Source organism: Aeromicrobium sp. Leaf272 (assembly GCF_001422865.1).
Lineage (GTDB): Bacteria > Actinomycetota > Actinomycetes > Propionibacteriales > Nocardioidaceae > Aeromicrobium.
On record NZ_LMMY01000014.1, the window covers coordinates 430,280 to 448,279 of the forward strand.

17 protein-coding genes are annotated in these 18,000 nt (G+C 66.9%); 8 read left to right on the top strand and 9 right to left on the bottom strand.

Annotation, left to right across the window (positions count from 1 at the left end; all coding sequences use genetic code 11):
* The first annotated feature begins 45 nt into the window (after positions 1 to 45).
* Entirely contained in the window at positions 46 to 1,959 is a 1,914-nt protein-coding gene (locus ASF38_RS14945) for a hypothetical protein (RefSeq protein ID WP_056577017.1), read from the top strand.
* A 97-nt stretch (positions 1,960 to 2,056) separates the two neighbouring features.
* Here ASF38_RS14945 and lexA read toward each other — a convergent pair whose 3' ends face one another.
* Complete coding sequence (lexA, locus tag ASF38_RS14950; RefSeq protein WP_055968558.1) at positions 2,057 to 2,833, bottom strand: transcriptional repressor LexA; 777 nt, start codon at positions 2,831 to 2,833, stop codon at positions 2,057 to 2,059.
* A gap of 379 nt (positions 2,834 to 3,212) precedes the next feature.
* Here lexA and ASF38_RS14955 point away from each other — a divergent pair, with 379 nt between their 5' ends.
* Together ASF38_RS14955 and ASF38_RS14960 are read left to right on the top strand one after the other, a co-directional pair.
* Positions 3,213 to 3,602: a LysM domain-containing protein gene (locus ASF38_RS14955; protein WP_082480785.1), complete on the top strand. Its 390-nt coding sequence runs from the start codon at positions 3,213 to 3,215 to the stop codon at positions 3,600 to 3,602.
* Between the two features lie 25 nt (positions 3,603 to 3,627).
* Positions 3,628 to 4,374, top strand: a complete 747-nt coding sequence (locus ASF38_RS14960; RefSeq protein ID WP_056577020.1) for a type 1 glutamine amidotransferase — start codon at positions 3,628 to 3,630, stop codon at positions 4,372 to 4,374.
* A 30-nt stretch (positions 4,375 to 4,404) separates the two neighbouring features.
* Here the strand turns inward: ASF38_RS14960 and ASF38_RS14965 are convergent, their stop codons facing one another.
* A complete protein-coding gene (locus ASF38_RS14965; protein WP_056577024.1) occupies positions 4,405 to 4,818 on the bottom strand; it encodes a VOC family protein in 414 nt (137 codons plus the stop codon).
* Positions 4,819 to 5,207: 389 nt separating this feature from the next.
* On the opposite strand from ASF38_RS14965, the gene nrdR reads away from it, so the two are divergent.
* On the top strand, positions 5,208 to 5,696 hold the full coding sequence (gene nrdR, locus ASF38_RS14970; RefSeq protein WP_055967602.1) for a transcriptional regulator NrdR: 489 nt from the start codon (positions 5,208 to 5,210) through the stop codon (positions 5,694 to 5,696).
* Positions 5,697 to 5,797: 101 nt separating this feature from the next.
* Complete coding sequence (locus ASF38_RS14975) at positions 5,798 to 8,722, top strand: vitamin B12-dependent ribonucleotide reductase (protein WP_056577027.1); 2,925 nt, start codon at positions 5,798 to 5,800, stop codon at positions 8,720 to 8,722.
* 108 nt (positions 8,723 to 8,830) lie between these two features.
* Here the strand turns inward: ASF38_RS14975 and ASF38_RS14980 are convergent, their stop codons facing one another.
* Positions 8,831 to 11,917, bottom strand: coding sequence for a DUF3427 domain-containing protein (locus ASF38_RS14980; RefSeq protein WP_056577030.1), 3,087 nt, complete (start codon positions 11,915 to 11,917; stop codon positions 8,831 to 8,833).
* A gap of 50 nt (positions 11,918 to 11,967) precedes the next feature.
* Between ASF38_RS14980 and ASF38_RS14985 the strand changes: the two genes are divergently transcribed.
* The 3 genes from ASF38_RS14985 (at position 11,968) to ASF38_RS14995 (ending at position 13,495) form a co-directional block, all read left to right on the top strand.
* The gene (locus tag ASF38_RS14985) at positions 11,968 to 12,387 is read left to right on the top strand and encodes a (deoxy)nucleoside triphosphate pyrophosphohydrolase (protein ID WP_082480810.1); all 420 of its coding nucleotides are present in this window, start codon (positions 11,968 to 11,970) and stop codon (positions 12,385 to 12,387) included.
* A 145-nt stretch (positions 12,388 to 12,532) separates the two neighbouring features.
* Positions 12,533 to 12,808, top strand: coding sequence for an excalibur calcium-binding domain-containing protein (locus tag ASF38_RS14990; protein WP_056577033.1), 276 nt, complete (start codon positions 12,533 to 12,535; stop codon positions 12,806 to 12,808).
* A 39-nt stretch (positions 12,809 to 12,847) separates the two neighbouring features.
* Positions 12,848 to 13,495, top strand: coding sequence for a dihydrofolate reductase family protein (locus tag ASF38_RS14995; protein ID WP_056577035.1), 648 nt, complete (start codon positions 12,848 to 12,850; stop codon positions 13,493 to 13,495).
* Position 13,496: 1 nt separating this feature from the next.
* Here the strand turns inward: ASF38_RS14995 and ASF38_RS15000 are convergent, their stop codons facing one another.
* The 6 genes from ASF38_RS15000 to ASF38_RS17665 all read right to left on the bottom strand — a co-directional run bounded on the left by ASF38_RS15000 (position 13,497) and on the right by ASF38_RS17665 (position 17,942).
* Positions 13,497 to 14,036 (bottom strand): hypothetical protein, encoded by a 540-nt coding sequence (locus ASF38_RS15000; RefSeq protein ID WP_056577038.1) that lies wholly within the window; start codon positions 14,034 to 14,036, stop codon positions 13,497 to 13,499.
* Positions 14,037 to 14,094: 58 nt separating this feature from the next.
* On the bottom strand, positions 14,095 to 14,466 hold the full coding sequence (locus tag ASF38_RS15005; RefSeq protein WP_056577040.1) for a DUF2256 and DUF3253 domain-containing protein: 372 nt from the start codon (positions 14,464 to 14,466) through the stop codon (positions 14,095 to 14,097).
* Between the two features lie 95 nt (positions 14,467 to 14,561).
* Positions 14,562 to 16,292 (bottom strand): DUF2075 domain-containing protein, encoded by a 1,731-nt coding sequence (locus ASF38_RS15010; RefSeq protein ID WP_082480786.1) that lies wholly within the window; start codon positions 16,290 to 16,292, stop codon positions 14,562 to 14,564.
* Positions 16,273 to 16,599, bottom strand: coding sequence for a MazG-like family protein (locus ASF38_RS15015; protein WP_056577042.1), 327 nt, complete (start codon positions 16,597 to 16,599; stop codon positions 16,273 to 16,275). Before ASF38_RS15015 ends, ASF38_RS15010 begins: the two co-directional genes overlap by 20 nt.
* Positions 16,600 to 16,671: 72 nt before the next feature.
* Positions 16,672 to 17,193, bottom strand: a complete 522-nt coding sequence (locus ASF38_RS15020; RefSeq protein ID WP_056577045.1) for a hypothetical protein — start codon at positions 17,191 to 17,193, stop codon at positions 16,672 to 16,674.
* A 203-nt stretch (positions 17,194 to 17,396) separates the two neighbouring features.
* Positions 17,397 to 17,942 (bottom strand): DUF6318 family protein, encoded by a 546-nt coding sequence (locus ASF38_RS17665; RefSeq protein ID WP_156366941.1) that lies wholly within the window; start codon positions 17,940 to 17,942, stop codon positions 17,397 to 17,399.
* Positions 17,943 to 18,000: the final 58 nt, after the last annotated feature.

The window sequence follows — 18,000 nt, forward strand, 5'->3', positions numbered from 1 at the left end:
TTGGTACAGTGCAGCGGTCCTGCCATCGAAGTTCTCGGGGAATTGATGTTCCGTCGTACCGCCGTCCTGCTGTCTGCCGTGCTCGTCGCGACGGGCGCCCTCGTCGGGCTGAGCGCCTCCGCCGCCCAGGCCGCGACCGGAATCGAGGCGCGGTCGAACATCGTCGCCGTCGGCTCGCCCAACTCGGCCGGACACCGTCCGGTCAAGATCTACGCGCGCTGCAACGGGTCGAAGACCTGCTCCGGTCGTGCGGCGATCCTGGGCCAGACCCGGTACGTCAACTGGCCGTACAGCATCAAGGGCAACAGTGCGGGCTACATCACGGTCTACTGGCTGGGCGACGAGGGCAACACGGCTCCGACGGGCCTCGGCTCTGCCCCCGGCCAGCAGGGGACCACCTTCGAGCGCACGCTGCGGGTCTACCCCTCGGGTGCCTCGGCGCGTGACAAGACCATCACGCTGGAGCGGACCCAGGCCAGCCGGAACCTCAAGGGCACCGTGTCGGGCCCCGGCCTCGGCAGCCGCGTGACCGACGTGCAGGTGACCAGCTGGAACGTCAGCGGACTCGTCTCGCGTCGTCTCAAGACCGTCGACGTCGCGTCGAACGGCACCTACGACTTCGGTGCCGTCTCGCTCGGCACCAACAACGCCGCGTCCTACGGCTACCGGCTGAGCATCCGGGCGCGGGTCGACGGCACGGTCCGCGAGTGGTTCTGGCGCGGGACCGACGGACGGCCCACCGGCGGCGGCAAGCGCGTCAGCGAGGCGCACGCGGCCTCGGTGACCAAGTACAACGACTTCGTGGCCGACTTCCGGTTCGGCCGGATCGCCGGCACGCTCAGCGGGGCCGGGTCCACCGGCACCGACGTGCGCGTGATCGCCCCGCCCGTCACCCGGCCGACGCGCGCCTCGGACCTGCGCGGTCTCGACGTGCCCTTCTGTGCCAACGAGTACGGCGCCGACACGACGTCGGGGTCCGGCGGCTACGACATCACGTTCCTCCCGGTGAGCCAGAACGGCGACTCGCGCTACCTCGTCTCGCACGAGGGCACCAACCGGGCCGGCGTCATCACGACGGGCGGGCGCCAGTACGCCAGCTGCAACGCCGCCACGAAGTACACCTACTCCGCGAGCGACGACGACCTGATCTCCTACGGCACCGGCGGCCTGTCGGCCACCATCTCCGCCAACCTCGACTCCGGCAAGCACGCGCTCGGCTTCGACACCGACGCGACCTACACGTCGTCGATCAAGCCGCACGACACCTGGACGACGGTCCGCGAGTACGTGCCCGGCACCAAGATCCTGGACCGCCCGATCATCACGGCCGGCCACGCCAACTCCTCGGGCTTCAAGCAGTTCGAGGGTCTGCGCAACGGCAAGTACTGGGTCGAGGTCGGGCGACGGACGGGCTGTTCTGCCTGGTACCCCAGCATCTACAAGGACAACTACCTCTACCACAAGGGTGGCGAGCGCGGCAGCGAGCGCTGGAAGACCGTCAACGGCGCCTACCCCGAGTACGAGACGTCGTACCGCTACGGCTTCAAGGCCAAGAAGCCGCCGAGCGGCTACAAGGGCTGGATGTACCGCGACGCCTGCGTGGCGCAGAGCGCCGGTGACTACAAGCTCGTCACCATCAACAACGGCGACGCCACGTCGAACACCTCCAAGCTGCGCAAGGGCGCCACGATCTCGGGCAAGGTCTCGCGGATCGGCGGCAAGAGCAACAAGGAGATGCTGGTCTCGGTGTACTCCACGCAGGGCGTGCTCGTGATGCGCTCGGCGTACACGAGCTCCTCGGGCCGCTTCGTCATCCGCGGCCTCGAGTCGGGCAACTACCGGGTCCTGGTCAACGGTGACTCCTGGCGCGGGATCGGTCGCACCCACAAGGGCACGCAGACCAAGCGGGTCACGGCCGGCAAGTCCTACAGCGTCGGAACGCTCAACTTCCGCAGCTGAGCACGGCTCGCTCGGCAGCGCCCGAGTCGTGGCACGACGAGGCCCTCTCCCGTGAACGGGAGAGGGCCTCGTGGGTGATGAGCGCCGACGGTGGGTGTCAGAGGCGGCGCAGCACCGTGGTGACCTTGCCCAGGATCGTGGCGTGGTTGCCGTCGATGGGGGAGTAGTCATCGTTGTGCGGCAGCAGCCAGATCTGGCCGTCCTTGCGCTGGAACGTCTTGACCGTGGCCTCGCCGTCGAGCATGGCGGCGACGATCTCGCCGTTCTCGGCGACCGGCTGCTGGCGGACGACCACGTAGTCGCCGTCGCAGATCGCCGCGTCGACCATGGAGTCGCCGCGCACCTCGAGCAGGAACAGCGTGCCGTCGCCGACGAGGGAGCGGGGGAGCGGGAAGATCTCCTCGACCTGCTCCTCGGCCAGGATCGGACCGCCCGCGGCGATGCGACCGAGCATGGGCACGTACGTGGCCTCGGGGCGCTGGTCGCCGAAGCCCGTCTCGTCGACCTCGGAGTCGTCGGCCGAGCTGAGCGTGCGCCGCGCCTTGACCACCTCGGGCAGGAAGATCTCGATCGCGCGCGGGCGGTTCGGGTCGCGCTTGACGTAGCCGAGGCGCTCGAGGACCCGCAGCTGGTGGGCGACCGAGGAGGTGCTGGCCAGGCCGACGGCGCCACCGATCTCGCGCATGCTGGGCGGGTAGCCACGCTGCTCGATCTGGTCGCGCATGAAGTGCAGGATCTTCTGCTGCCGGCCGGTGAGGCCGGTCATCTCGTCGACGGGACCGTCGGGCAGCTCACGCACGGAGTTGCGTGAACCCTTCGGGCGGCCCCGACGCGGCGCGTCGGCGGAGGGGTCGAGGGTGCTGTCGTCGCTCATGGTCCCCACGCTAGACCTCTGCGGGGACGTTTACAAACACATGTTCGACAGCGTGTCGCGTGTTCGAACGGTGCGCTCGAGGGTCCCGCGACGGCGCTCAGGACGCCGTCCGGCGCGTGCGACGCGTCACAGTCGAACACCGTGTCGAAGATTCTTTCGCTGGAACGGCGGGCGATCTGGCGTCCTGTTCGGATTCCTGTTCGAAAGGGGGCTGCTTTTGTCGGCGCCTTCCCCTACTGTCGTACACGTGTTCGATCGAACATCTGTTCGTCGGATCCGCGGAGCACCACCGCCCCCGGAGCATCGACGTTCGAATGACATCGACAGGTGCTCGATCGACACACCAAGACCCCTTCCTCTCCCTTCCCCGGAGGTCACCATGAGCACCATCACCGTCTACGAGACCAGCCGCTTCGCCCCGTCGTTCTCTCGCGGGATCGCCTCGGCGCCGCGCAGCACCACCGAGCCGGCTGCCGTCCGGCTGACCCGTCGGGGCCGCCTCGTGCTCCTGCTCGCCGTGATCGCGGCGCTGGCGGTCACGGTCGTCGCTCTCGGCTCGTCCACCGTCGCCACCTCCGACGCCGGCGCGGTCCCGGCCACCACGGTCGTCACCGTGCAGGAGGGGCAGACGCTCTGGCAGATCGCTGCCGACGCCAACCCCGAGGGCGACGTGCGCGACACGGTCGACGACATCATGCGCATGAACTCGCTGCCGAGCGCCGGTGCGCTGCAGCTCGGCTCCGACCTCGCGGTGCCCGTCTACGAGTGACGGGCACGTCCGGCACCATGGGGGCATGAACGACGCCCCCACCCCGGCGGACCCGACCTCGTCGGACCGCCCTCTGCAGGTGCACGTGCTGGCCGACGACACCGACCGCTCCGGCGGGTACGTCACGGAGCGGTTGCGTGAGCACGGCGCCGAGCTGACCTGGATCGACCGTGACGCGATCGACTCGCCGTGGTCGGCGACCGGCGTCGACCTGGTCCTCAGCCTCGGATCGGAGCGCTCGGCGCACGAGCCCCGCTGGGCCCACGTCGTGGAGGCGGAGTCCGACGTCGTGCGGGTGGCGCTCGGGTCGGGTGTCCCCGTGATGGCCATCTGCTACGGCGCCCAGCTCGTGGCCCGTGCCCTCGGCGGCACGTCGTACCGCGGCGACGGCGCCGAGATCGGTTGGCGCCGCGTCGACACGCTCGACGAGGTCCTCTGCCCCGAGGGGCCGTGGGGCCAGTTCCACCAGGACGTGCTGAGCCCGCCACCCACGGCGCGGGTGATCGGCAGCTCGTGGTTCGGCCCGCAGTGCTTCGTCGACGAGGCCTTCGGTGCCCGCGTGGTCGCCTGGCAGTTCCACCCGGAGGTGACGCCGGAGACGTTCAGCCGCTGGGTCGACGAGAGTGCCGACCTCGTGCGGGTGAGCGGGTCGGAGCCCAGTGAGCTCAAGCGTCAGGCACTCGCGAACGCGACGCGCAGCCGTCTCGCGGCCTTCGCGCTCGTGGACGCCGCTCTCGACCACCTGGGTGTGGCGGTGCCGCGCCCGATGTGAGGGACGCTGCCGTGCGGACGAGGTGGCGACCTACTGGCTCGCGGCGAGGTTGATCAGCCACGCCACACCGAAGCGGTCGTTCAGCAGGCCGAACTCGTCGCCCCACGGCGCACGCTCGAGCGGCGCCACGATCTCGGCGCCCTCGCTGAGTCCGGCCCAGTAGTCGCGGATGCGGGGATCGTCGCCGTTGAGGGTGACGTTGATGGCCGTGCCCATCGACGGCTGGTCGCCACCCGGGGGAGTGTCGGAGGCCATCAGGTCGAAGCCGGCGTCGGTGACGAGGTGCCCGTGCATCATCCGGTCGGCCACGGCAGGGTCGTCGCTCATGCCGGCCTCGCCGAAGGTCATCGCCTCGATCGTCCCGCCGAAGACGGACTGGTAGAACTCGAGCGCCTCGCGGGACTCGTCGCGGAAGTTCAGGTAGGGGTTCAGTCGCATGGTCATCGCGCCATCATCCTCCTGTTTGTTCCAGAGTGGAAGAGGCGAAGGTCGCGCCGTCGGCAGGGTGCGGTGGTGCGCGCAGGGGCTGTTCGCGAGCCCTCCGGAGGGCCGGGACACGCCGTGACACCTGAGGCTCGTGTGACTCGAGAGGCCGCTGACCTGCGCAAACATCGAGCTCTCAGATTTGTCTGAGCAACTCGTCAGACTTGCTTGCATGACCTGGTGTGCAGGCGTACGGTAGCCACTACATCTAGTGATTACACCGATGTAGTTCTCCACATCTAGTCCCACAGGGACGGGGGACTTACCCACAGGAATCCCGGGCCATCCACGTCTGCATCCCCAGGTTGTCCCCAGATCCCGCGAAGAAATCAGCCCGAGAGGAGAGCGTCGTGCACTGTCCGTTCTGCAAGAACCCCGACACCCGCGTGCTCGACTCCCGGGTGGCCGAGGAGGGCGGCGCCATCCGGCGTCGCCGGGTCTGCGGAGCGTGCGAGAAGCGCTTCACGACCATCGAGCAGATGCAGCTGACGGTCCTGAAGCGGTCGGGGGCCACCGAGCCCTTCAACCGCGACAAGGCCATCTCCGGCGTCCGCAAGGCCTGCAAGGGCCGTCCGGTCTCCGACGACGACCTCGCACGCCTCGGCCAGCAGGTCGAGGACGCACTGCGCGAGAGCGGGGCGGCCGAGATCGCGGCCCACGAGGTCGGCCTGGCCATCCTCGACCCGCTCAAGAGCCTCGACGAGGTGGCGTACCTGCGCTTCGCGAGTGTCTACAAGGCGTTCGACTCGGTGGACGACTTCGCCGCCGAGATCGCCGTCCTCATGGCCCGCGCCGCAGACGGCGAGCTGGCCGAGCACACCGCACGACAGCTTCCCTGACCACCCGCCGCCCACGGGCAGCACCCCGAACCACCTCGTCCCGTCCTAGCGGGGCGGGACGCACGACCTTTCACACACCAGCAGCGACACAGGAGCACGACATGACGGAGACGGTCGACGGATCGACGGGCCGGGCACAGTCCGGCAAGACGCGCGGGAGCAAGGCCGGCAAGGGCCTGAGCATCCAGCGCGTGTACACGACCGAGGGCGTGCACCCGTACGACGCCGTGACGTGGGAGCGTCGCGACGTCGTGCAGACCAACTGGAAGACCGGCGAGACGGTCTTCGAGCAGCGCGGTGTGGAGTTCCCCGACTTCTGGAGCGTCAACGCCTCCACGATCGTCACCACCAAGTACTTCCGCGGCGCCGTCGGCTCGCCCGAGCGTGAGCAGAGCCTGCGCCAGCTGCTCGACCGCGTCGTGCTCACGTACACCGCGGCCGGCAAGGAGCACGGCTACTTCGCCACCGACGCCGACGCCGAGGTCTTCGAGCACGAGCTGACGCACATGCTGCTGCACCAGGTGTTCAGCTTCAACAGCCCCGTCTGGTTCAACGTCGGCACGTCGAGCCCGCAGCAGGTCAGCGCCTGCTTCATCCTCGCCGTCGACGACTCGATGGACTCGATCCTCAACTGGTACCGCGAGGAGGGCCTGATCTTCAAGGGCGGCTCCGGTGCCGGCCTCAACCTGTCGCGCATCCGCTCGTCCAAGGAGCTGCTGCGCTCCTCCGGCGGCACCGCGTCGGGCCCCGTCTCCTTCATGCGCGGCGCCGACGCGTCCGCCGGCACCATCAAGTCCGGTGGCGCCACGCGCCGTGCGGCCAAGATGGTCGTGCTCGACATCGACCACCCCGACATCGTCGAGTTCGTCGAGACCAAGGAGCGCGAGGAGGAGAAGATCCGCGTCCTGCGTGACGCCGGCTTCGACATGGACCTCGGTGGCGACGACATCACCAGCGTCCAGTACCAGAACGCCAACAACTCGATCCGTGTCGACGACGCCTTCATGCGCGCCGTCGAGGAGCACACCTCCTACGGCCTGCGTGCCCGCACCAGCGGCGAGGTGATCGAGGAGATCGACGCCAACGAGCTGTGGGGCAAGGTCGCCAAGGCCGCCTGGGCCTGCGCCGACCCGGGCATCCAGTACGACTCGACGATCAACGACTGGCACACCACGCCGGAGACGGGCCGCATCACCGCGTCCAACCCGTGCTCGGAGTACATGCACCTGGACAACTCCAGCTGCAACCTGGCCAGCCTCAACCTGATGAAGTTCCTGTCCGAGGACGGCACCACGTTCGACGTCGAGAAGTTCGTCAAGAGCGTCGAGCTGATCATCACCGCGATGGACATCAGCATCTGCTTCGCCGACTTCCCGACCGAGGCGATCGGCGACACCACGCGCGCCTACCGCCAGCTGGGCATCGGCTACGCCAACCTCGGCGCGATGCTCATGGCCTCGGGCCTGGCGTACGACTCCGAGGGTGGCCGCGCTCTGGCCGCCTCGATCACGTCGCTCATGACGGGCACCTCCTACCGTCGCTCGGCCGAGCTGGCCGGCGTCGTCGGTGCGTACGACGGCTTCAAGCAGAACGCCACGCCGCACACGCGGGTCATGCGCAAGCACCTCGCCGCCAACGACGACATCCGCACGCTGCACTCGATGGACATCGCCGTGCAGCGCGAGGCCACCAAGCAGTGGGCCGACAACCTGAAGATCGGCGAGAAGAACGGCTGGCGCAACGCCCAGGCGTCCGTGCTCGCGCCCACCGGCACCATCGGCTTCATGATGGACTGCGACACCACCGGCATCGAGCCGGACTTCTCGCTGGTCAAGTTCAAGAAGCTGGTCGGCGGCGGCTCGATGCAGGTCGTCAACCAGACGGTCCCGATCGCGCTCAAGAAGCTCGGCTACACCGGCGAGACCATCGAGGCGATCATGGAGTTCATCGCCGAGAAGGGCCACGTCGTCGACGCGCCCGGCCTGAAGCCCGAGCACTACGAGGTCTTCGACTGCGCCGTGGGCGACCGGGCCATCAAGCCCATGGGTCACGTGCGGATGATGGCTGCGGCTCAGCCGTTCCTGTCCGGCGCCATCTCCAAGACGGTCAACATGCCCGAGACCTCCACGGTCGAGGAGATCGCCGACGTCTACTTCCAGGGTTGGAAGCTCGGCCTGAAGGCGCTCGCGGTCTACCGCGACAACTGCAAGGTCGGCCAGCCGCTGTCCTCGCAGAAGAGCCAGGACGACAAGACGTCGGCCAAGGCCGCCGAGGGTGCGGCCGAGGTCAAGACGGTGGTCGTCGAGAAGCCGATCCGTCGTCGTCTTCCGAAGTCGCGCCAGTCGATCACCACGTCGTTCAGCGTCGGCGGTGCCGAGGGCTACATGACCTCCGGTGCGCACGAGAACGGCGAGCTGGGCGAGCTGTTCCTCAAGCTGGGCAAGCAGGGCTCGACCCTGGCCGGCGTGATGGACGCCTTCTCGATCGCGGTGTCGATCGGTCTGCAGTACGGCGTGCCGCTCGAGACGTTCGTGCAGAAGTTCACGAACCTCAAGTTCGAGCCGGCGGGCCTGACCGACGACTCCGACGTCCGCATGGCGCAGTCGATCATGGACTACGTCTTCCGCCGCCTGGCGCTGGACTACATCGACTTCGACACCCGTTCGGCTCTGGGCATCCACTCGGCCGACGAGCGTCAGCGCTACCTCGACACGGGCAGCCACCAGCCGATCAGCAAGGGCTCGACGGCCGCCGAGCTCGTCGAGACCGAGCCGGAGACGCTCAAGGAGGCCGCGACCGCCGAGGCCGCGACCACGCCCGTCGCTGACGACGTGACCGCCGAGCAGGCCCAGGCCGACACGGCCAAGCCCGCCCCCAAGCAGGCACACACGTCGGCCGAGCTCCTCGAGGCCATCACCGGCTCCGCGGTCGACTCGCCCCTGTGCATGACCTGCGGTACCAAGATGCGCCCCGCCGGCTCCTGCCACGTCTGCGAGGGCTGCGGCAGCACCAGCGGCTGCAGCTGATCGCGTAGTTCGTGCGAACGCGCCCCGACTCAGACGAGTCGGGGCGCGTTCGCAATTGATGCCGTTCAGGTCATTTGCGGCGGAGTGACGCAGGGAGACCCGTGCGACTCAGACCGCCACCGCAGATGCCGAGGCGTAGACATTTGCAGGCATTTCGCGTCGCAGTCTCCACGTGAAGGCAATCGGCTTCGAGCCGTTGTGGCTGACGTACTCGACCAAGCCCAAGCACGTGAACGGCGCCCCAGCACCGATCTCGTTGGTCGGGGCATCGCGCGTGAACATGAGAACGTGGGTGCCTCGGCTGCGGTGCTCGATGTAGCGCTTGCCCACTGTCGATTCGGCCGCAGTGTTGCCCTGCGACTCCCAGTGGAAGAGCTGTGGCCCGAGGGCATAGTCGCGGTACATCGTGGTTTCGGAAAAGTGGTCGTCGGTCTTGTGGAGGTTCACGAAAAAGGCATCGGTAGAGCGCTCCTCGCACCACTGCACCCCGGTCACGGCACCCTTGACGCGTCGCTCCAGAGACGCCCAGTCCAGCGCGGCCAGAATCTCCTCGCGTTTGTAGGTTGCGTGAGAGAACAGCGGCACCGCCACGAGGTCGCCGTCGAGTGGCTGAGGTGCCGAGCGGGTTGATTCGACGCCGAGGTTCACCAGTTGCCCCACCTCATTGCAGAACGACGGACTCAACCGCAGTGTCGTCAGCGCCGCCTGGAATGTCGAGTGGCCGCCGAGGTCCGCCCAGACGGTGAAGCACAGCATCCGCGCATACGTTTGCTCACGGGCGGGAAGTTCATCGTAGGGAGGACACTCGGGCGAGAGCAGCCGCACGTAGGTTTTCGCGCGTTCCGGATCGTCGACGTGCACGAAAGCCCGCGCTCGCTTGAGGAGCGTCGCGTCCGTCTGCGGGCTGTACTCGACGCTTAGTCCGGCCGAGTACATCAGGTCCGTCCAGGAGAAGTTCTTGTAGATGTCCACCAGGTCGCGGCCCGACCGTGCCAGATAGGTCGCGAGGTCGGTCTCTGCGTGGGATCGAACATCGGCGACCAGCTGCTTCTTCGTGAACCCCACCTGCGCGCGGATGTTCTCGAGCACAATCCGCTGCGCCACTTGGTCGAGCGTGATGTTGCATCCCGACGGCAGGAAGGGGAAACCTGTCTCGATCTGACGCTCGAGCTCCTTGCGTCCGGATCCAGTGAGTGCGCGGAGCTTCAGGTCGAAGCGGAACTGAGCATGTTGCTGGCCAACGAAATCGAGCACCGTCAGGACGGACTTGCCTTCGCTTCGTCGAAGTCCGCGACCCAGCTGTTGAAGGAAGACGGTCGCGCTCTTCGTCGGGCGAAGGAACAGGACTGTGTCGACCTCAGGAATGTCGACGCCCTCGTTGAAGAGGTCAACCGTGAAGATGCACGAGACGTCGCGGTCGATGAGTCGGCGTCCCGCTTCCTGACGCTCTGCTGCGGGCGTGGCGCCATGAAGGGCGACCGACGGGACGCCTCGTGCGGTGAAGTACTCGGCCATGTAGACGGCGTGCGCCACGGATACGCAGAAGCCGAGTGCTCGTATAGATGCGACGTCGATGACTTTGTCGCGCAGCTCGGTGAGCACGAGCTCCGCTCGTGCGTCATTGCCGGTGTAGAGGTTGTCGAGGCCGGTTGGCTCGTAGCCTCCCCGCTTCCATTCGATCGCCGAGACGTCGACATCGTCATGTACGCCGAAGTAGTGGAAAGGCACCAGTAGGTCTTCGTCCAGTGCATCCCAAAGGCGAAGTTCAGCGGCGATCCGTCCGTCGAAGAACGAACTGACGTTGACTCCGTCTGCGCGTTCGGGAGTGGCCGTCAGGCCGACGAGCTCCCGAGGCTGCGTGTGCGTGAGAACCTTCCGGTAGGAGACGGCCTCGGCGTGGTGGAACTCATCGATGATCACGACGTCGAAGTGCTGGGGATTCAGCTGCTCGATGCCGAATGAGTTCAGGCTCTGGATGCTTGCGAACACGTGCTTCCACTGGTTCGGTTTTTGGCCGCCGACGTAGATCTCGCCGAAGTGAGGATCGCCAAGGATCTCGCGGAAGCTGCGCCGTGCCTGCTCGAGGATCTCCTGGCGGTGTGCCACGAACAGCAATGCCAGATCGCCACCCTGGGTGCGGAGCCGCTTGTAGTCCAGGCCGGCGACGATGGTCTTGCCCGTACCGGTAGCAGCAACCACAAGATTCCGGTGGTGGCCATGAACCTCGCGCTCACTCGCGAGTGCCTCGAGAATGCGCGTCTGGTGTGGCCTCGGAGTCACCTCCAGTCCGCTCAGCAGAGCGCCGCTCGGCGATCCGCCGGAGTTGGCACCCGCGATGCGCAGAGCTTCATCGAGCGTCGCAGCATCGGTGGCGGGGTCATAGGGCAGGAAGACGCCCGACTCCCAGTAGCTGTCGTAGGTCGTCGCGAACTTCTCGATGATGTGCGGGTCCCTGGCGTGTGAAACCCGGACGTTCCACTCCAAGCCATCCAGCATGGCCGCGCGCGAAAGATTAGAGCTGCCGATGTAGGCCGTGCCGAAGCCAGAGTCGCGATGAAACAGCCACGCTTTCGCATGCAGACGCGTCGACTGCGTCTCATAGCTGATCCGCACCTCGGCGCCGAAGTCTTCAACGAGCCGGTCGATCGCTTCGCGCTCGGTGGCGCCCATGTACGTCGTGGTCAGAACGCGGACAGGAACACGCCGGAGTTGGGCCTCGCGAAGCGAGTCGGCGATGGTGCGGAGTCCTGTCCATCGGATGAACGCGCAGACGAGGTCAACTCGGTCCGCTGTGCGGAGTTCCGCGCCGACTTCAGCGCCGATGGAGGCATCGCCTCGGGCGTTGGTGAGCAATGCGGTTTCACTGAGGCGTCCCGTCGGGCGGGGGAGTCCACCTACCCGCTTCGCGTCACGGTGGACCGACCGGAGCTCCCGCGCGCTGGCGTCGATGGTTTCCTCTGTAGCGCCGAGCACGTGCAGCACGTCGTTGGCGATGCCGGTGATCTCTTCTGCGTCGGTTGCCATTCGTAGGCGTTCGCGAAGCTGACGCATCACATGAGCCGCAACGGCAGCTTCCAGCGCGTCGTCGGCAATGGTGACTAGTTCGGCGAAAGCGTCCTGTGCGCCGTCGACACGTCCGGTCAAGGCGGCCGTTTCCACGAGCTCGTAGAGCCCGTTGGCGAGTTCCCCGTTCATGACGGCGAGCTTGTCATGGGACAAGGCCAGTGTCGTGACAATCTGTGTTGGTGACAGACCGCCGTCTTGTTGTTGGTGCCGTGATCGTGGACTCTCTTCAATCTCCCACCCGTGTACTCGCGGCTCGTCGAACATCCCCGCCGGCACTCGCTGGTCTGTGGGAGTTTCCGGGAGGGAAGGTTGAGTCGGGAGAGACGCCAACACAGGCGCTGCTGAGGGAACTTCGCGAAGAGCTCTCCATCGACGTGCGGGTGGGGGGAGAGCTGGAGCATCCGACGCTCGAACTGTGGCCAGCTTCGGGCGGCTACTCGATGCGGTTGTTCTGGGCGGAGCTCGGTCCCGGAGCGAAGGTGCATCTGACTGGATCGCATGACGAGTTCCGCTGGCTCACCGCGCAGGACTTGCCGTCCGTCGCCTGGCTTGAGTCGGACGTGGCTGCTCTGCCTCGTGTCCTGGCCGCTTTGGCCTGACAAATGGTGGACCAGACCCCACTTGGGGTTAGCGCGCACGGACAGTGCGGGAGGGCTCCCTAGTCATTCCGGGTGATCTTTCCGATTTCTGGTCGTAGGGCCTGAAGCTGCCACTTAGCGTGAACAGTCGAGGGAATGGAGACCCATGAAGCAACGCGTGAGCGCAGCTCTATTGGCTGTGGCGCTGGCATTCGGAACGGTCGGCGTCGCTGCCGCTCCGGCCGAGGCGAAGGCGAAGACGTTCAAGAACTGCACGGAGCTGAACAAGACGTACAAGCACGGCGTGGGCAAGCCGGGCGCGAAGGACAAGGTGCGCGGCAAGACCAAGCCGGTCACCAACTTCAAGAAGAGCGCGGCTCTGTACAAGGCGAACAAGAAGTCCGACCGCGATAAGGACGGAATCTCCTGCGAGAAGCGGTGAGCCTTTCCACTGTCGGCGATGTGGAGTAAACCGGACCTCATGACCCGCGTCCGCGTCCACAACCTGTCCATCTCCCTGGACGGGTTCGTCGCTGGGCAGCCACAGTCGCACGAGACGCCGATGGGCCATGCCGGTCAGCAGCTGCACACGTGGATGTTCGGAACGCGATTCGGTGCCGCGATGATGGGCGGCGATTCCGGCAGCACGGGGATCGACGACGCCTTCGCGCAGCAGCACGAGCACGGTTTCGGCGCGGAGATCATGGGGGCCAACAAGTTCGGGCCGCCCGGCTGGCAGGACGACGCGGACTGGCGGGGGTGGTGGGGCGACAACCCGCCCTTCCACACGCCGGTCTACGTGCTCACGCACCGGCCGCGGGCCTCGATCGAGATGGACGGCGGGACCACGTTCCACTTCGTCGATGCGTCCGCTGCCGAGGCGCTCGATCTCGCGAAGGAGGCGGCCGGTGACCTCGACGTCAGGATCGGCGGCGGTGCCGACGTGGTTCGGCAGTTCCTCGCCGCGCGACTCGTCGACCACATGCACGTGGTGCAGGTGCCGATCGTGCTCGGCCGCGGTGCGCACCTGTGGAGCGGTCTCGAGGGACTCGAGGCCGACTACGACGTCGAGGCCGTGGCGTCGCCGAGCGGCGTCACGCACCTGACCTTCGAGAAGAAGACCTTCTGAGCTAGTCGCAGTTGTCGCAGATGCCCGTCGCAGGCAGCGCCATGAAGCAGGTGGGGCAGATCTTCGCGGGCCGGTCCTCCGGCTTCACGGCACGCTTGACGGTGGTGGTAGATCCGGACGCTGCGCGCGTGGTGCGAACGCGCGCCGGTCGGGGAGTGCCGCCGTCCGCGGGCAGGTCGGTGGCGAGCGCCCGGTAGCAGAGCAGGCGGTCCTCGGCGGCGCGCTGCTCGACGTCCTTCACGACATCGCCGGTCGCGGCCAGCACGGCGCGACCGTAGACGTCGCCCACCGTGCCGTCGCGCTGGACGGCGAGCGACGTGAGAGGCGGGTCGCCCGCGCGGGCTGCTGCGAGGGCGGTGATCTCCATGAGGTCACCGAGCCAGGTGCGGCGCGACGTCGGGCTCTCGACGCGGGTGCGCTTGAGCACCTCGTCGGCGAGGTCGGAGACGGTGATCACGGCGCCGTAGCGCGACGCGGTCTCGCGCAGGACGTCGAGTGCTACGGGGGTCCACCGGGCGAACTGGGGGAGGATCTTGGCCACGTCTGCCGACGTTAGACGATCGGTCCTGACGGACCGCCGGCCGGTGCCGACGAGATGACTAGCTGCGTGCCTTCCGTACCCGGATAGGCCCCTTCGCGGTCGACGGATCGACGACGTGACCGCCCTGCGTGATCTCGACCCCGCCCTCATCGACCAGTCGACGCGCAGCGCGTCGGGCCGGTTCCATGAGGTCGCGCCAGCCGTCGGGATCAACCTGCTTCGCGGCCTCGGAGGGGCAGATCGTAGAAGTGGCGGCCCGCTGGTCGAGCAGCTCGAGGATCGCGTCCTGCAGCGCCCGGTCGGTCTTGGTCACCCCGCGCTTGCGGCAGGCGGTGGAGCAGTAGCGCACCTGGTCCCAGTCGCGCTCCCACTTCTTGCGCCACTCGATCGTCCGTCCGCAGGAGGCGCAGGTCTTCGGTTCGGGTGGCACGCTGCAAGTTTGCGACCTTCTAGCACGCCCCGCACGCCATCCGGTGATTCGATCGACGGCGTCGAGGTGAGCAGCTGACCGTGGTGGTCACCGGACTACGCAGGGTGAGGGGGCGGGGGCACGAACGTTCGCAGGTGTTCGCGGAGTTCGGCGTCGCAGACGTATACGTAGGTGCCCTTGATGCCTCGGGTGAGCAGTACGCGGTAGATGTTGATGACGTAGTCGAGGAGGTCGTCGTTCGAGAAGGTCTGGCCGAGGGCTTTGTTGTTCGCGCGGCCGTTCCGGTCGTGGTAGTTCGACCTGACGAAGATCGGGCGTTGGGTCTCTGGGTCCCAGCGCAGCTCGGGGCCGATGATGACGCCGCCGTAGTTGAGGTCGTAGCCCTGGCTGGTGTGGATGCAGCCGACCTCCTCCAGGGCGGTGGGGGAGTTGATCCAGTCCTTGTCTGTGCGGTTCCAGAACATCTGCAGGCCATCGATCTCGATGTCGGGAACGGACTTGCCGCCCTTGCTGACCCACGGCCACGCGAACCCGGCGAGCATGCGCGAGAGGCCGACCTCGGCGTCGCGCTCGACGATGTCCGTTCGCATCTGGTGGATGTCGTCGTAGAGGCGCAGGTCGTAGTCGGGGAACTCGATGCGTGTGGTGGCCACCCCGCTGAGCACGTCGCTGACATGGTCGGCGTACTCCTCGCCCGCCAGCGTGCGCATCTGCGTCCAGAGGCGCAGGTACCGGTGCGCGTCCTGAGCCGTCGCCACAAGTGCCTCGACAGTTTGGGAGGGGAGGTCCGACATGGGCCTGACAGTCTGCTTGGCGTCGAGCAGAAGCACCGGGACGCGACTCTTCGCCGCGAGCCAGTCGAGCTGAGTGTGCTGGGTGCCCTCGACGTCGTCGGGGAAGAGGGTGCGGTTGATCTCGCGGAACCGAGGGCTCAACATCTGCAGCGCGCCGGAGAACTGCTGCAGCCGGTGCGCCTCGTCGACGATGAGGACGTCGAACCGCTCGGGTGAGTCCGCGACGTCGTACGGGGTCAGCACCGGCACGTTGCTCAAGGCAGGGGTGGCACGGAAGACACCCCTGATGGTCTCGCGCAGCGACTGCTGGGGGACGACGAAGCCAATGCGCAGGTCGGCGAGCTCCGCGTGGTCGTCGATCTCCTCCTCGACGAAGGTCTCCATGTCGAGGTGGGCGTCGGCGGGTCGATCGAGGTCGGCGAGGAGCTTGGCGAGGAAGATGCCGACCACGGTCTTCCCGGTGCCGGGATCTCCCTGGACAACGATCGGCGACGACGTGCTGCCGTGTGTCGTGCCGCGGATGAGGCTGACGATCTCCTCGACGGCGCTGGCCTGCGTCTGCGTGAGGGAGACGAACGGCGAGAGCTTGAACAGGTTGCTGTTCTCGATGCGCTCGAGGCTGTTCCGGAAGAGTCCCTCGGCGCGCAGCGCTTCGAAGACGTCGGCGAACCGCTCGCGGTAGTGCGAGCGGTCGTAGTAGTTGCTGTTGCGCGAGTTCGACTGCTTGTTGAGCACGGTGAACGACTGGTCGGCGTTGAACGCACGGATCAGATAGGTCTCGAGGTCGAGGCAGACCGACTTGTTGAACGTCTCGTCGAGGACCACGCGGAACTCGTCGAGCTGCGTCGCCTTGGGGGAGCCGAGGTGCTGCACCATGCGCGTGCCGGCGTTGACGGACTCACCGACGTAGACGTGGTCGGAGCCGTTGATCGCGTACACGACGGGCCAGTCGTCGTGCCGACTGTCGCGGCGGACCCATGCCCGGACGTCAGAGGGATCGAAACGTTCGTGCTCAATCCGGAAGTCGGTCATACTTCGCGCTCCTGCCGCGAGCCTTCTCTACCGGATACTTCGCCCGCGTCTTGGTGAGCTTGGCCCGCACGATCTCGTCGAGGTCGGCGTCGAGCGCATCGGCCAAGAGCAGCGCATAGGTGGCAACGTCGGCGAGCTCGTCGAGCACTTCAGCTCGGTCGAAGTCCTCGTTCCACTGGAAGTGCTCGAGCAGTTCGGCGGACTCGATGACGATGCTCCGCGCCAAGCTGGCTGGGGTGTGGAACTGGGACCAGTCGCGTTCAGCCACGAACTCTCGGACTTCCTGGAGCACCTCTTCGCTCGCCATGCCTGGACCCTACCTACGACGAGTCGCAGTCGTGGCAAGGTCGAGACCGTCACCCCCTAATGGGACGAGCGGTCAGGGCGTCACGAGGACCGGTGCGGCTTCCTCGACCTCGAGCGAGGTTGGTGCGCCCTGAGCGGTGAGCGTCTGGCCGAGCGGAGTCCAAGCGCCGCCGTCGACGCGGTACCGGACCGAGTAGGTGGTGTCGACGCGCGGCCGGACCTCGTCGGCCACACGGCGGTAGGTGTGGGTGACGTCCTTGGCCGGGTGGGGGCGTCCGGGCTTGGTGGTGGTCTTCGAGGTCCCATCACCCGGGTGCCAGGTGTAGCGGGTGGGGGTGGCTTCGACGTCGATGTCGAAGCCCAGGAGCGTCACGCTCTCGCGCAGTGTCCGCGGGGCGGTGTGGAAGATCGTCGGGACGTTCACGAGGGTCCGCTCGCCCGGCTGCACCTGGATCTGCAGCGACGGCATCGGGATCTCGCTGACGGCGCGGCGGATGTCGCCCTCGGTGACTTGAGGGGCGGTGGCGGGTTGGGCGTCGGTGGCGGTGATGCCGCGGGCTCCGCAGCGGTAGGTGCGCTCGTAGCGGTCAGGCATGGCGCACGCCGTGTCCCTTCCACGATCGATCGTCCCGACTCCTCGGGTTCCCTTCGGTGCCCGAACAGAAGCAGGATCCTGTTTGGAAGCACCGAGAACCAGGCTGTTGCGGCGCCCCTTGATCTCGGGGTCCGCAGACGCTGGAAAGGAAAGAAGAGTTGCGCCCAGAAGGAGCACAACCGCTGCCCCGAGACTCCTGGTCCTCACGAGGCTTCCTCCAGTGCCTGATGGCCCATCTTCCAGCCTGCTCCCGCGCGCACCACGGTGTAGACGACCGAGTCGGTGCCGCCCTTCTCGTTCTTGAGGGGCGCCTTCGCGCTCGCCTTGAAAGTGCCGTCCTTGGCCGTGACTTTCGCGTAGACAAACATCTTTCCGCTGCCAGCTCGACGGACGCTGACGTCGGTGAACGTTTGATCTCCGCCCGAGAACGAACCGCCACTTCTGTGCGTCTTTCTGTACAACTCGATGAAGGTCTGGCAAGGCTCGCATTCTTCTGAACTGATCCGACTTAGCTCGGTCGTATCGCCAGTAGACGCCGCGTAGTCCGAGACCGAAACCCAATAGTTCGCGAAGGTCGCTGCGCCAGCTTCGGAGTCCTCGTCGACAGCCTTGGGCTTCGGCGGAGGAGTGATGGCGGCCGAAGGAGTCTCAGAGGCAGTTGGGTCGGGCTCGAGGACTTCCGGCTGGCCTGAGCAGGCGGAGGCGAGGAGAAGGGCCGCGATGGCGGCGGCTCTGGTGATGACTGACAACGTGGATCCCCCGATCTGACGGTCCGAACCTAGCGAAATCGTTCGGGGGCGTGAAGAC

Bases quoted from the DNA above. Each gene is read 5' to 3' on its own strand.
- ASF38_RS14945 (WP_056577017.1), top strand. From the start codon at position 46: ATGTTCCGTCGTACCGCCGTCCTGCTGTCTGCCGTGCTCGTCGCGACG.
- lexA (WP_055968558.1), bottom strand. From the start codon at position 2,833: ATGAGCGACGACAGCACCCTCGACCCCTCCGCCGACGCGCCGCGTCGG.
- ASF38_RS14955 (WP_082480785.1), top strand. From the start codon at position 3,213: ATGAGCACCATCACCGTCTACGAGACCAGCCGCTTCGCCCCGTCGTTC.
- ASF38_RS14960 (WP_056577020.1), top strand. From the start codon at position 3,628: ATGAACGACGCCCCCACCCCGGCGGACCCGACCTCGTCGGACCGCCCT.
- ASF38_RS14965 (WP_056577024.1), bottom strand. From the start codon at position 4,818: ATGACCATGCGACTGAACCCCTACCTGAACTTCCGCGACGAGTCCCGC.
- ASF38_RS14975 (WP_056577027.1), top strand. From the start codon at position 5,798: ATGACGGAGACGGTCGACGGATCGACGGGCCGGGCACAGTCCGGCAAG.
- ASF38_RS14980 (WP_056577030.1), bottom strand. From the start codon at position 11,917: ATGAACGGGGAACTCGCCAACGGGCTCTACGAGCTCGTGGAAACGGCC.
- ASF38_RS14990 (WP_056577033.1), top strand. From the start codon at position 12,533: ATGAAGCAACGCGTGAGCGCAGCTCTATTGGCTGTGGCGCTGGCATTC.
- ASF38_RS14995 (WP_056577035.1), top strand. From the start codon at position 12,848: ATGACCCGCGTCCGCGTCCACAACCTGTCCATCTCCCTGGACGGGTTC.
- ASF38_RS15010 (WP_082480786.1), bottom strand. From the start codon at position 16,292: ATGACCGACTTCCGGATTGAGCACGAACGTTTCGATCCCTCTGACGTC.
- ASF38_RS15015 (WP_056577042.1), bottom strand. From the start codon at position 16,599: ATGGCGAGCGAAGAGGTGCTCCAGGAAGTCCGAGAGTTCGTGGCTGAA.
- ASF38_RS15020 (WP_056577045.1), bottom strand. From the start codon at position 17,193: ATGCCTGACCGCTACGAGCGCACCTACCGCTGCGGAGCCCGCGGCATC.